8 protein-coding genes are annotated in these 13,257 nt (G+C 66.0%); 3 read left to right on the top strand and 5 right to left on the bottom strand.

Translation table 11 applies throughout. The features are described from left to right. Positions 1-155: 155 nt before the first annotated feature. Together GC088_RS08020 and rpsT are read left to right on the top strand one after the other, a co-directional pair. Complete coding sequence (locus GC088_RS08020) at positions 156-668, top strand: type II toxin-antitoxin system PemK/MazF family toxin (protein ID WP_323958497.1); 513 nt, start codon at positions 156-158, stop codon at positions 666-668. A gap of 196 nt (positions 669-864) precedes the next feature. Then, positions 865-1,128, top strand: a complete 264-nt coding sequence (gene rpsT / locus GC088_RS08025) for a 30S ribosomal protein S20 (RefSeq protein WP_323958498.1) — start codon at positions 865-867, stop codon at positions 1,126-1,128. A 120-nt stretch (positions 1,129-1,248) separates the two neighbouring features. Here the strand turns inward: rpsT and holA are convergent, their stop codons facing one another. The 5 genes from holA to leuS form a co-directional block, all read right to left on the bottom strand. Then, entirely contained in the window at positions 1,249-2,277 is a 1,029-nt protein-coding gene (gene holA / locus GC088_RS08030; protein WP_323958499.1) for a DNA polymerase III subunit delta, read from the bottom strand. Between the two features lie 67 nt (positions 2,278-2,344). Further along, positions 2,345-4,699 carry a ComEC/Rec2 family competence protein gene (locus tag GC088_RS08035; RefSeq protein WP_323958500.1) on the bottom strand — a complete coding sequence of 785 codons (2,355 nt, stop codon included), beginning with the start codon at positions 4,697-4,699 and terminating at the stop codon, positions 2,345-2,347. Positions 4,700-4,926: 227 nt separating this feature from the next. Beyond that, positions 4,927-5,823 carry a helix-hairpin-helix domain-containing protein gene (locus GC088_RS08040; protein WP_323958501.1) on the bottom strand — a complete coding sequence of 299 codons (897 nt, stop codon included), beginning with the start codon at positions 5,821-5,823 and terminating at the stop codon, positions 4,927-4,929. 70 nt (positions 5,824-5,893) lie between these two features. Beyond that, positions 5,894-6,841 (bottom strand): DegV family protein, encoded by a 948-nt coding sequence (locus GC088_RS08045; RefSeq protein ID WP_323958502.1) that lies wholly within the window; start codon positions 6,839-6,841, stop codon positions 5,894-5,896. Between the two features lie 21 nt (positions 6,842-6,862). Next, positions 6,863-9,355 (bottom strand): leucine--tRNA ligase, encoded by a 2,493-nt coding sequence (leuS, locus tag GC088_RS08050; RefSeq protein ID WP_323958503.1) that lies wholly within the window; start codon positions 9,353-9,355, stop codon positions 6,863-6,865. Positions 9,356-9,732: 377 nt separating this feature from the next. Here leuS and GC088_RS08055 point away from each other — a divergent pair, with 377 nt between their 5' ends. Further along, positions 9,733-13,200, top strand: coding sequence for a bifunctional proline dehydrogenase/L-glutamate gamma-semialdehyde dehydrogenase (locus GC088_RS08055; protein WP_323958504.1), 3,468 nt, complete (start codon positions 9,733-9,735; stop codon positions 13,198-13,200). Positions 13,201-13,257 lie beyond the last annotated feature (57 nt).

The raw sequence follows: 13,257 nt of genomic DNA on the forward strand, positions 1-13,257 counted from the left end.
TGGGACTGTGGACAGCATGTGCGCGGGCACGACGACGGCGGTTGCGTGGGTGCGCTCAAATGGTGCGTCTTCCATTCTCCCACGGGTACCAGTTGACGTCGCAATCAGCGGTTCCGGTCCAACACCGGTCCAACACCGGAAGGTACTCTGGCTCCATGCCATCTCTGGGTCGGTCACTTGTCCGCATTGCAGCGGCAGCACTGAAGTCGCTTCGAACCCGACCGGTTCAGCCGCAGCCGGAGCGCCGACTACACGAGCGGCCGGGCGTCAGTACGCGCCCGCGTCGGGATCCCGAGTACGGGTACGCACCCTCTCCCGGCGCGACCGCTGATCCCGGCGAGATTGTATGGACCTGGGTGCCCTATGAGGAAGACCCGTCCCAGGGCAAAGACCGGCCGGTACTCATTGTCGGTAGGGACGGAAGCTCCCTACTGGCGCTCATGCTCACCTCAAGGGACCGGAATAACGAATCGAGCCGGCATAGCGGCTACATCGACATCGGGAGCGGGCCGTGGGACCGCAAGGGCAGGCCCAGCGAGGTCAACCTTGAGCGGATTATCCGAATTCAACCGAACGACGTCCGGCGGATCGGCGCCACTCTCGACCGGCCGACCTTCGACCGCGTGATCAGCAACCTGGACGACGCCGCCGGGCGGCAGGGCAGGTGAGGCCACGGCCGCAGGCCGCCACACCGCCGTGCTTCCTGCCGCGAGGTGCATTGTCTGGTATTCTTTATAGCTGTGTGTCCGCGCAGGTCGACGGGCACTTCGGTTGAACCGCCACGGTATCCCCACGCCGCTCAGTCTATGGTTCGCCGGAAAATCCCTCACCGACCAGTCCGCAATACAATAGAGAGTCTTATACGTGGCAAATATCAAGTCCCAGAAGAAGCGCATCCTCACCAACGAGAAGGCGCGCCAGCGCAACAACTCGGTCAAGTCTGAACTGAAGACCGCTATCCGCGCTGTGAACACCGCCGTGGAGTCCACTGACAAGGATGCCGCCGTCGCAGCGCTCGCCGTTGCCAGCCGCAAGCTGGACAAGGCCGTGAGCAAGGGTGTTCTGCACAAGAACAACGCTGCAAACCGCAAGTCGGGTATCGCCAAGCGGGTCAACGGCCTCGCCTAGGACCACCAGCATTCGGCTTCGTTCCTAAGCCAGACGGCCGGCCCTCTTTCGGGGCCGGCCGTTTTTGCTGTTGCGGCACGGAGCAACCTGCCGGAAACGGTACTGCACCGGCGCGGATCGCTAGGAAACAGCGCGCCGTATAGCAGCCGGTGTGTCAGCGCGCTCCCCCAGCGAGATCGCGGTGACCGCCCGTTCCACCGCATAAACGGGATCCCGTGCCTCGCCCTTCACTTGTGCATCTGCCTCGGCCAGCACCTGGATGCAGTAGTTCAGGCCTTCCGGCGTCCAGCGCTGGGCTTCCCGCCGTGCCTGGTCGACCTGCCAGGGCGCCATTCCCAAATCCTTCGCGAGTTGCGCGGAACTGCCACGTACGCCGTAGACCTTCGCCACCGCGCGCAGCTTCATTGCCAGCGCCGCGACCAGCGGCACCGGGTCAGCGCCGGTGGACAGGGCATGACGCAGCATGCCCAGCGCCTGCCCGCCGCGCCCGGCCAGGGCCGCATCTGCCACCTTGAACCCCGTCGCCTCGACGCGGCCGCCGTAATACTTCTCCACCGTTTCGGCCGTGATTGTTCCCTCTGTATCGGAGATCAGCTGCTGGCATGCCGCCGCGAGCTCCGAGAGGCTCGAACCCACGGCCGCCACCAGGGATCGCAGCGCCTCAGGCTCCGCACGTCGCCGCGCGGCCCGGAACTCTGTAGCTACGAAGTCCACCTTGTCGGAGTCCTTCTTCAGGGGCTGGCATTCCACGAGGACCGCCTTGCCTGCCTTCAGCCGGTCGAGCAGCTTCTTGCCCCGGGTTCCTCCGCTGTGGTGCATCACCAGGACAACGTCCGGCGCCGGGTCCTCCAGGTAAGTCAATGCGTCCTGAAGGAAGGCATCACTCATCTGGGCCAGCCCGCGGGCTTCTACAATTTTGGTTCCACCGAAGAGCGAGGGGCTTCCCAGGACGATCAGTGCTCCTGCTTCGTATTGGGCCGCGTCAAGGCGCACGCTCTCGACATCGGGTTCCGTCTCCCGCATCTTCCGTCGGACCGATTCGAAACTGCGTGAGGCCAGGTAATCCTCCGGCCCCAGGAGCAAGATGACCGGGGCCGGAGCAAGGTCCCTCCAGCTCACGGAAGCTGATGCAGCAGGGGCGGGTGACACGTTCTTGACTCCTGATCAGTGGGGGTGGCTGGCCCAACTCTGCCATGCGCACGGACGGGTTCCAAGCTCAACCCGAGGGACTGATATGAACAGCCTCCCCCTTCACCGTCAACAGGATGGTTCCCTGAAGATCGGTACGCCCAACATGGACTTGCTGTTCGGCGAGGGCGGCGAGCGTTTGTGGATGCGGATGTCCGTACTCATTCCCCCTCCCGGCTGAGATCAACGCTACGCGAGGCGAGACGGCGTCGGTGATCCTACGGCCTCCGTTGCGCGCACCGTGATGCGCCACCTTCAGAATGTCGACGCCTTCCGTGACGAGCGTCGGGTGAGCCGCCAGCAAGGGACCGACGGCGTCGTCCTCCAGGTCCCCGGTGAACAGGGCGGTGACGTCACCTGTGCCACCCTGGGCAATCCGCACCAGCAGGACTGCCGACGCATTGTTCTCGGAATTGCCCGCGCCGCGCGCGGACGGCGCTAGCGCGGACCAACTGATCGACCCGAATGCACCTTCCGCGCCGGCACTGATGAGCTCGGGCATAACTTTCCCACTGGCCGCCGCTGCAGATACCTCTGCCGGCAGGGTCGCTTCTGACGTGGAGTAGAGCACCCGGTGAACGGTCCGATTGGCGAAGACACCATCCACACCGCCGTAATGATCGGCATGCAGGTGGGTCAGAACAAGCGCATCCACTGTCGTGACGTCGAGGCGATCCAGGCAGTTTGCCATTGCCGCGGGGTCCGGTCCCGCGTCGAAAATCATGGCGCTGTGTTGACCGGTCTTGACCGCGAAGCCGTCTCCCTGTCCCACATCGCATGCCGCGATGGACCAGTCGGGGGTCTTCAGTGAAGCAGCGTTCCAAATCACCGTCACGGCAAGCCCAAGCGCGCCTCCGCCTGCAAACCACAGAGCCCACCCCGGCGCCACGCCGCCGTGGAAGATGCTGCCCGCGAGTGTCCTCACCAGAGCGCTGATGCGCGACCACCACCTGACCACCAACAGGATGCCGGTGCTGAACACAGCGGCGAGAAGCGCACCTACCGGCCCACCGGGCCAAGGGATGGTTGCGAAGGGTGCTGACGCAAAAAACCCGGCCACTCCCCCCACCCAAACGGCTCCCCATCCGGCCGCTGCCGCAAACGGCAGGGCGACCCAGGGCAGCAACGGCACCAGCACCACGGCAACCATGCCGAGAATCGTGATGAACGGCACGAGTGGTGCGGCGGCCATGTTGGCCAGGAGCGAGTAGGTGGGCATGCCAGGCTGGAGAAGCACAAGCACCGGTGAACAAAAGAGTTGGGCGGCAAGCGGTACGGCGACCAGTTGAGCGGCCCAGACGGGAAGATAGCGCCCCAGGCGGGCCGCTAGGAGCGGGCCGACGAGCACCAGGCCGCTTGTTGCGGCGACTGAGAGAATGAAGGCGTATTCCCCGCTCAGCCACGGATCAGCCGTCAGCAGCCCCGCAATGGACAGGAACAGCAGCGTCATCGAAAGCCGTCCTCGGCCGGTCAGCACGGCGAGGACACCGATACCTCCCATCACAGCGGCCCGGAGCACGCTTGGCTCGGGACGAACCAACAGGACGAACCCGGCCAGGGCGAGAATGCCGCCTGCTGCAGCCGCCCATCGGGGAAACCGCAGACCCCGGAAAACAAGGAAGACGAAGGCAAGCACGTAGCTGCAGTTTGCCCCGGATACAGCCGTCAGGTGGGTCAGTCCGGTGGCCTGCATCCTCGTGGCGAGCTCTTCGTCAACGGCCGAACGTGCTCCGATGACCATCCCCGGCATCAATCCGCCGTCGGGCGCGCCCGTGCGGGATGACAGCCCGAGGAACTGTTCCCGAAGACCGTCGATGGGGTCTCCGGATTCCGACTTTCGTTGCACCATGGACGGTGCAGTAGATGCGATCAGGAGCGCGGTTGCGCGGTCCCCGGGTTCGGTGCCTGCCAGCCTTCCCGCAGCACGCAGCACGTCGCCGTGACGAACCTGGGACCATTGGCCGTCACCCAGAAGGACTACCGGAACCCGCACCCTGAAACGCTGGCCGCTAGCCGTACCCTCCAGCACCTCTGCGTCCAGTACCCACCTCACCGCGCCATCCCGGCCGGATGATTCAGTCCGGCGGGGCTCTCCGGTTGCTTGAAGCAGTACCGTCACCTGTGCTTCAGCTTCGACGGCTGCGCTATAGGGATCTGCAGACCGCTGGTCCACTTTGGCTGCCGTCGGCAGGCACACCATGGCGGTGGTGCCCAGGATTATCAACGCCACACGCAGGAGGGCGAGCCGCCGTCGGGCGCAGATCAGCACCACGGCACAGAGCAGGGTGGCTGCTCCTGCTCCTACTCCCAGCATGGCGGCGGTCGCGGGATCCAAACGGACAGCGATGGCAGCGGCTGCCCAGGCAGAGAGGGCGGCAGGCAACAGGCGAAGGTCCCGCGCCGGACTGGCCCGATTGTCCCCAGATGCGGGGCGTCCGTCAGCTGACGCGGCCCGCCGAAGCATCCATGTGAGGGCCCAAGCGGGTACCCGCCGTCCGCGATGCCGATCCGATGGGTCCGTTGACGAGCTGCAGCCGTCGGAGCCCTGCATAGGGCCGGCTGAGGCAGCCCGAACGTAGCGTTCCCAACGAGCGCCGCCGCGCGCTCGGCTCATACCGTCACCAGGGGCAGAAGTGCCTCCAGCATGGCCGGCCCGATACCGGGCACTCCGTCCAGATCCTCGGGTGCGCTGAACAAGCCGTGCTGTTCCCGCCACTCCACGATCCGTTGGGCGAGCACGGGCCCTACTCTCGGCAGTTCCTCGAGTTCACCGGCATCGGCGGTATTCAGGTTCAAAGCGGCTGCCGCGCCGGAAGGCTCTCCCTGGTCTGACGACTCATTGCCGTGCGTATCCGGGGCCTGCACCGACTCGCCGATCCTGGGAATCAGGATCTGCTGTCCGTCCAGGACTTCTGCCGCCAGGTTGACCGCGGCCAGCTCGGCTTCCGGGAGGGCGCCTCCGGCCTTTTCAAGTACTTCGAATACCCTTGACCCGGCCGGAGCCTCGACAACGCCGGGCTGCCCGACCGCTCCCGCCACGTGGACGACGACGGTACCGGCAGCTTCCGCACGTGCCGGCTGAGCCCCTTCGGCTTCCGCAGGGCGGCCCTCACCGGGATCCTGCGCAGGTTCGGGGTGTGGCGCTGCCGTGTGAGTCGTCACCGGGACCACCGCCACTTCCCCTCGGTCGGCACCCAAAAAGAGGCCTCCACCGACCGTCACCGCCGCGCCGGCCGCTACGAGGGCAGCGCGGCGCGTGGCAGCCCACCGTCTGCCCGACCGTACAGAGGCGGCGGCGCGCCCTTCAGCGCCGTGGCTGGAGAAGGCCACGCTCTCCAGGTCGGCAGCATGGTCTTCGGCAGTGTGGTCTTCGGCAGGGTAGTCCACGGCAGGGTAGTCCCCGGCACCGCCTGCCTTGCCTGTCGCGTCGCGGCCGCCGTTGAGAATGCGCTCCAACCTGTCCGGACCCGGCGCCGAATCCCCTGTTGCCCAGCGGTGCCTTGCCATGGACCCAAGCGTAGGAAACCGCTCGGCGTCGCATCGATTGACGCGTCTCTATGTCAACAAGCGCCCCGAATCAGGACTGCTGTGGAGCAGGAGAAGCTGCGTCGGAAGGGCCCAAAGGGTCGCAGACCGCCACTGCGATCACGCCCAGGCCGGTGTGAGCTGCGAGAACGGCGGGAAGCTGAGTGAGCAATACCTGCCCATCCGTTGAGAAGCGCTCCCCCGCGGCTCGGACCTGCGGCTGATTCCCGAAGTAGTGGAAGGCGGCGAGGCTACCGTCAGGACGCCGGTCCAGTTCCTCTTCCACGAGTTCGAGGAGGCGGGCCTGGGCGCGCGCAGCTGTCCGGACGGTCTCGAGAGGCTCAATTGCACCATCGCGAACAGTGAGCAGCGGTTTCACCGCCAGGAGCGAGCCGAAGAAACCCGCCGCAACGCCCACACGCCCGCCGCGGCGCAACTGGTCGAGGCTCGGGACGTAGCACAGCAGCCGCGTCCTGCTGCAGGCTTTCGCCGCTATATCCGCAGCCTCTCGAGCAGTTGCCCCGGCGCGGAGGGCCCGTACGGCTGCAGCCACGCCGTAGCCCTGCGCCATTGCGACCGTCCGGCTGTCCACCACGTGCACCGGCACCGATACAGTTCCGGCCGCCCAGCGGGCAGCATCTACTGTCCCGGACAGCCCACCCGAAAGGTGGATCGAAACTATCTCCTCCGCGCCTTCGCGCTCAAGCCGGCGGTAAACGCTCTGGAAGTGTCCCGGCGCCGGACGTGACGTTCGGACGCCAGCGCCCTCGGCGAGTGCAACCGACAGCGGCTTGACGATGCTGTCGGATCCCTCGTCGTAGTGCCGGCCGGAGATGATGATCGGCATGGGCACGACGGCGACACCGGCCGCTGGACCGCCATCCGCCATCCACGCCTGCGGAAGAGCGGCCGCCGAATCCGTCACTACAGCCGTCGTTCCGGTCTGTCCAGGCCCCGGCGAAGCAGGCCCGGCGCCTGCCCCAGGTTCGATGCCAGCCACGGTAGGCGTCCCTTACACAGATCAGGCAGGAACGATGTTCACCAGTTTCGGCGCCCGCACGATGACGGTGCGGATGTCCCGCCCGGCCAAGGTACGTTGGATCTGCCCGCTCTCCAGCGCGAGCTCCCGCAGCGCGTCCTCCGAGATATCCGCGGGAACCTCTAGCCGGTCCCGCACCTTCCCCTGAACCTGCACTACAGCGGTGACTGTGTCCTGGACCAGGAGCGATTCATCCAGGGCGGGCCAGCCGGCAGCAGCAACCGAGGCAGGGTGACCAAGCCGCTCCCACAGATCTTCGGCCGTGTAGGGCGCGAACAGGCTGAGGATGATCGCGGTTACCTCTGCGGCCTCGCGGACGGCAGGGTCAGCCCCTCCGCACCCGCTGTCGATCGCCTTGCGCGTGGCATTGACGAGCTCCATGACCTTGGCAATGACCACGTTGAACTTGTTGTTTCCCAGCAGGTCCGCTGCCTCGGCGAGGGTGCGGTGAGTGACGGCGCGCAGTGCGCGGTCGCCCGATGCCGGGTCCGCACCGGGCGCAGAGGTTACGTCGGCGCCAAGGCGCCAGGCCCGCGCCAGGAACTTGGCAGAGCCCGACGGCGAGACGTCCGCCCAGTCGACGTCGTCTTCCGGTGGGGAGGCAAAGACCATAGTGAGCCGGATGGCATCCACGCCGTAGCGGTCCAGCTGTTCGCCGAGGTTCACGCCGTTGCCCAGGGACTTGCTCATCGCCTTCCCTCCGTTCAGCACCTGGCCCTGGTTGAGCAGTGCGGCGAACGGTTCGGTGAAGTCGACCAGCCCCAGGTCGAACAGCACCTTGGTGAAGAAGCGGCTGTACAGCAAGTGGAGGATCGCGTGCTCCACACCGCCCACATATTGGCCGACGGGCAGCCACTGGTTGACCTTCTCCGAATCGAACGGTGCGTCGTCGAGGTGCGGGTTCACAAAACGCAGGTAGTACCAGGACGAGTCCACGAAGGTGTCCATGGTGTCGGTGTCCCTCTTGGCCGGGCCCGAACACTGCGGGCACTGCACGTTGACCCAGTCGGTAGCCGCGGCCAAGGGGGAAGTTCCCTTGGGTGCCAGATCTTCGCCGCGCAGGTCGCTCGGCAGTTTCACCGGCAGCTGCTCATCCGGTACGGGGACTTCGCCGCACGAGGGACAGTGGATGATCGGGATGGGACAACCCCAGAACCGCTGGCGCGACAGCAGCCAGTCACGGAGGCGGTAGTTCACGGTGCGCTCGCCGGTGCCTTGCTCGGTCACCAGCTCGATTGCGCGCTGGATAGCAGCTTCCTTGGACAGTCCGTCCAGCTCGCCGGAGTTGACGAGGGTGCCCTCCCCGACGGTCGCCTTCCCGGTGACCGCGGGATCTTCCTCACCGGTATCAACGACCATGCGGACGGGCAGGTCGAAGGCGCGGGCGAAGTCCAGGTCGCGCTGGTCATGCGCCGGCACGGCCATGATCGCACCCGTGCCGTAGTCTGCCAGCACGTAGTCGGCGGCCCAGACGGGAAGCTTCTCGCCGCTGAGGGGATTGATGGCATAGCGGCCGGTGAAGACACCGGTCTTCTCCCGTTCCGTGGATTGACGCTCGATGTCGCTCAGGGCATTGACCCGTTCGCGGTAGTCGGCCAGCGCCGCAGCATGCTCGTCGGTCACAAGGTCTACGGCCAGCTGGGCATCCGCGGCGACCACGAAGAACGTTGCACCGTGCAGGGTGTCCGGCCGGGTTGTGAAGACCGTGACTTCCCGGGCTTCCCGGCCTGCGTCAGCCTCGATCGTGAAGGTGACGTGCGCACCCTCTGAACGGCCAATCCAGTTCCGCTGCATGGCAAGGACCCGTTCCGGCCAGTGTCCGGTGAGCGGTTCCATGTCCTCGAGCAGCCGGTCGGCGTACTCGGTGATGCGGAAGTACCACTGGTTCAGGCTCTTCTTGGTGACCGGGCTGCCGCACCGCTCACAGGCACCGTTGACAACCTGCTCGTTGGCCAGCACAGTCTGGTCCTTCGGGCACCAGTTGACCGGGTGGTCCTTCCGGTAGGCAAGGCCCTTCTCGAAGAACCGAAGGAACAGCCACTGGGTCCAGCGGTAGTACTCGGGGTCGGAAGTGTGCAGCCGGCGGGACCAGTCCGCGCTGATCGCGTAGCGCTTGAAGGAGGCTGCCTGAGTGTCGATGTTCGAGTAGGTCCACTCGCTGGGGTGCGCGTTGTTCTTGATTGCCGCGTTTTCCGCGGGCAGGCCGAACGAGTCCCAACCGATCGGGTGCAACACGTCGTAGCCTAGCTGGCGCCAGTACCGGGCGACGACGTCGCCCATGGCGAACGCCTCGGCATGGCCCATGTGGAGGTCACCGGACGGGTAGGGAAACATGTCCAGGACGTAGCGGCGCTCCCTGCTGCCGTCGTCCACAGGAGTGAAGGTGTCGAGCTTCTCCCACACCGGAAGCCACTTCGCTTCGATGTCCGCGAAACTGTAGGTGCCGGCGTCCGACTCTTCGGACGTGGAATTCATGCTCACTGTTACTTGCCCTGTCTGTTGATCACTGGTGACCGTCCTGCCCTGCTGCCCTCTGCCTGACGTGCGCGGAGCAGTTTGCGCCCCGGACACACAAAAGCCCCTCGACATGGGAGGGGCGGCCGCGCGAAATCGCGCGGCTAGGTAAGGAGCAGTTGCGCGCACATGCTCTTACCTTAGCGCAGATTGATCCTGGCAGGTGCCCTGTGAGGGTTACCATATTTCCGTTGGGCGCAATCTTCTGATAGTGCGTCCAGCTTGCCGAGGCGGAATGCGCCCACGGCTGATCGGCCCAGCCGCCCCCGGTGCACTCCTGCGCTAGCGAGGGAGGGCAGGAGGCGGCCCGGCCCGTCGTCGTTAGGTAGACGAGAACAATGACACAATCAATCCCCACCGCAGATCCGTTGCCGCACACCCTTGGCGACGACGCGGTTGCCCTGGTCAGGCGATGGCTTCACCTGGACGGAAGCACCGAAGCGGCTGAGGCCGCTGCCCGCACCACCACCCGCGGGTCCAAGTCAGCCCATCTCCTTGCGGAAGTGCTCAAGGACCAGAACGGTCTGGACTTCACGATCGGTTTCGTGGATCGGGTAGTGCGGCCTGAAGACACGGCCGTCGCCGCGCGCAACCTCGCGCAGCTGGCCGGCAAGGCGCCGTCGTTCCTCCCCTGGTACATGAAGGGCGCAGTGAAGCTCGGCGGGGTTATGGCGCCGCTGCTGCCCTGGCTTGTAGTACCGGTTGCCCAGCGCGTGCTTCGCCAGATGGTCGGTCACCTCATCGTTGATGCGCGGCCTGCCCGCCTCGGTAAGTCGATCGCAGCGTTGCGTAGCGAGGGAGTCCGCCTCAACATCAACCTCCTGGGTGAGGCAGTCCTTGGCGACAAGGAAGCAGATGCGCGGCTCGCCGGCACTCGGGAGCTGCTGGCGCGCGGCGACGTCGACTATGTATCCATCAAGGTGTCCTCCGTTGTCAGCACCCTCAACCTCTGGGACTTCGACGGCACGGTGGAACGCGTCGCGGAGCGCCTGCTGCCCCTCTACCAGCTGGCGGCGTCGTCTCCCGCTCCCAAGTTCATTAACCTGGACATGGAGGAATACCACGACCTTGACCTGACGGTGGCAGTGTTCAAGCGGATCCTTGAGCGACCGGAACTCCGGAATCTCGAGGCCGGCATCGTGCTCCAGGCCTACCTCCCGGACGCGCTCGCCACGCTCCAGGGCCTTACGCACTGGGCCCAGGAGCGCCGCGCGGCTGGTGGAGCAGCGATCAAGGTGCGGCTGGTCAAGGGCGCCAACCTCGCCATGGAGCTCGTGGACGCGGCGATCCACAACTGGGAGCCTGCGACCCTGCCCAGCAAGCAGGCGGCCGACACCAACTACAAGCGCTGCCTCGACTGGGCGCTTCGCCCCGAGAACGCGGACGCCGTCCGCCTAGGTGTTGCCGGGCACAACCTGTTCGACATCGCGTTGGCCCGCTGCCTGTCCGTCGCCCGGGGCGTCGAGGACCGAGTGGAGTTCGAGATGCTGCTCGGCATGGCCGAAGACCAGGCCGCGGAAGTGCGCAAGGATGTCGGATCACTGCTCCTCTACACCCCGGTGGTGAAGCCGGCGCAGTTCGACGTCGCAATCAGCTACCTCATCCGGCGCCTGGAAGAGAATGCCAGCCAGGAGAACTTCATGAGCGCGGTCTTTGAACTCGCTCGTAGTGAGGAACTCTTCAACCGGGAGAAGGAGCGCTTCCTAGCCTCCCTGGCGGATCTGGACTCGACCGTCCCGACGCCCAACCGGGTTCAGACGCCCGACCGTTTCACCGAATGCGGCCCCGGTGAGTTCAGGAACCAGTCCGATTCGGACCCGTCCCTTCCCATCATCCGGAACTGGGCTGCCGAAGTGCTTCTGCGCGTCCCGGACTCAACATTGGGGACCGCCCTCGTGGAGGAATCGCGTCTGGAAAGCAACGACGACGTCGACGCCGCCATCCGCTCTGCCCGCGCCGCCCAGCAGGGCTGGGGTTCGCTAACCGGCCCGGAACGGGCACGGATCCTGCGGCGCGCTGCAGCAGCACTTGCGCAGCGGCGGGGTGACCTCGTCGAGGTGTCCGCGAGCGAGACCGGTAAGACCATTGCCGAATCCGATCCGGAGATCTCCGAAGCGATCGACTTTGCCAACTACTACGCACTGCTCGCGGAGGAACTTGATTCGGTTGAGGGAGCACGTTTTGTTCCGGCTGCCCTGACCGTGGCCACTCCCCCGTGGAACTTCCCCGTCGCCATCGCCGCCGGGTCCGCGCTCGCCCCGCTCGCGGCAGGCAGCGCCGTCATCCTCAAGCCTGCCCCGCAGGCCCGGAGGTGCGCGGCGGTCATGGTACAGGCGCTCTGGGACGCGGGCATTCCACGCGACGTACTGGTGTTCGCGGACGTCGCAGAGGGACCGGTCGGCCAGCACCTGATCTCCCACCCGGATGTTGACCGGGTGATCCTGACCGGTGCATACGACACCGCCAAGCTATTCCTTTCCTGGCGCAGCGACCTGCCGTTGCTGGCCGAGACCAGCGGCAAGAACTCCGTGATTGTCACTCCCAGCTCGGATCTGGACCTGGCAGCGGCCGACGTCGTCAAGTCGGCTTTCGGCCATGCGGGCCAGAAGTGCTCGGCGGCTTCGCTGGTAATTCTTGTGGGCTCCGCGGCGCGGTCCGCCCGCTTCCGCAACCAGCTCGTCGACGCCGCGTCGTCGCTTGAGGTCGGCTACCCGGCCAACCCGGCGACGGAGATGGGACCGATCATCGAACCGGCGGAAGGGAAGCTGCTGGACGCCCTGACCACGCTCGGCGAGGGTGAGTCCTGGCTCGTCAAGCCGCGCCAGCTTGATGACACCGGCAGGCTCTGGAGCCCGGGAGTGCGCACCGGCGTTGCACCGGGCAGCTACTTCCACCTCACCGAGTTCTTTGGTCCGGTGCTGGGAGTGATGCACGCCGAAACCCTTGAACAGGCGATCGAGTGGCAGAACGCGAGTGCGTATGGGCTGACCGCCGGCATCCACACCATGAATCCCGACGAGGTGTCCCAGTGGCTCGACTCGGTTGAGGCGGGCAACCTGTACGTGAACCGCGGGATCACAGGAGCGATTGTGCGCCGGCAGCCGTTCGGTGGCTGGAAGCGTTCGGCGGTCGGACCGGGCGCCAAGGCGGGTGGTCCGAACTACCTGATCCATCTGGGCAGCTGGGAGCGGGAGGAACTGCACCCGGGCAACGTTCATGCGCCCCTCAGCGAACCCGTGCGGCAGCTTTTGCACGCAGCCGACGTGCCCGAATCGGAGCGGGGTTTCCTAGCCCGCGCTGCGGCGGACGACCAGCGCCACTGGATGAGCACCTTCGGAACCCACCAGGATGTCTCGGCGCTCGGCGTCGAACGCAACGAGTTCCGCTACCTGCCCGTACCGGTGACCGTGCGGCTCAACGAAGGCGGCAGCATCAGCGACCTGGTTCGGATCCTCGCCGCAGGTCTGCGTGCGGGGGCTGCCATGTCGGTATCGACGCCGGAACCGCTCGCGCCGCAGCTTGCAGCGGTGCTTTCCGCTAACGGCGCCACCCACCGTGTGGAGGACGACGCCGCGTGGCTGGCCGCCGCTCCGTCCGCTTCCCTCGGGCGGGTGCGCCTGGTGGGAGGCGGATACTCGGAGCTGTGTGCGGCGACCGGCGGCGATCCGGACGTAGCCGTCTATGCGGGCGCCGTGACGGAGGCCGGGCGTATCGAACTCCTGCCGTTCCTGCGCGAACAGGCGGTCACCATCACCGCCCACAGATTCGGTAATCCGGACAACGTCTCGGGAGTGGTTCTGCAGTAGCACTAACTAATCGAGCGGGCGGAAATAACGGAAATTCCATGAATCCGACGTTATTTC

The sequence above is a fragment of the Arthrobacter sp. JZ12 genome (assembly GCF_035189165.1).
GTDB lineage: Bacteria > Actinomycetota > Actinomycetes > Actinomycetales > Micrococcaceae > Arthrobacter_D.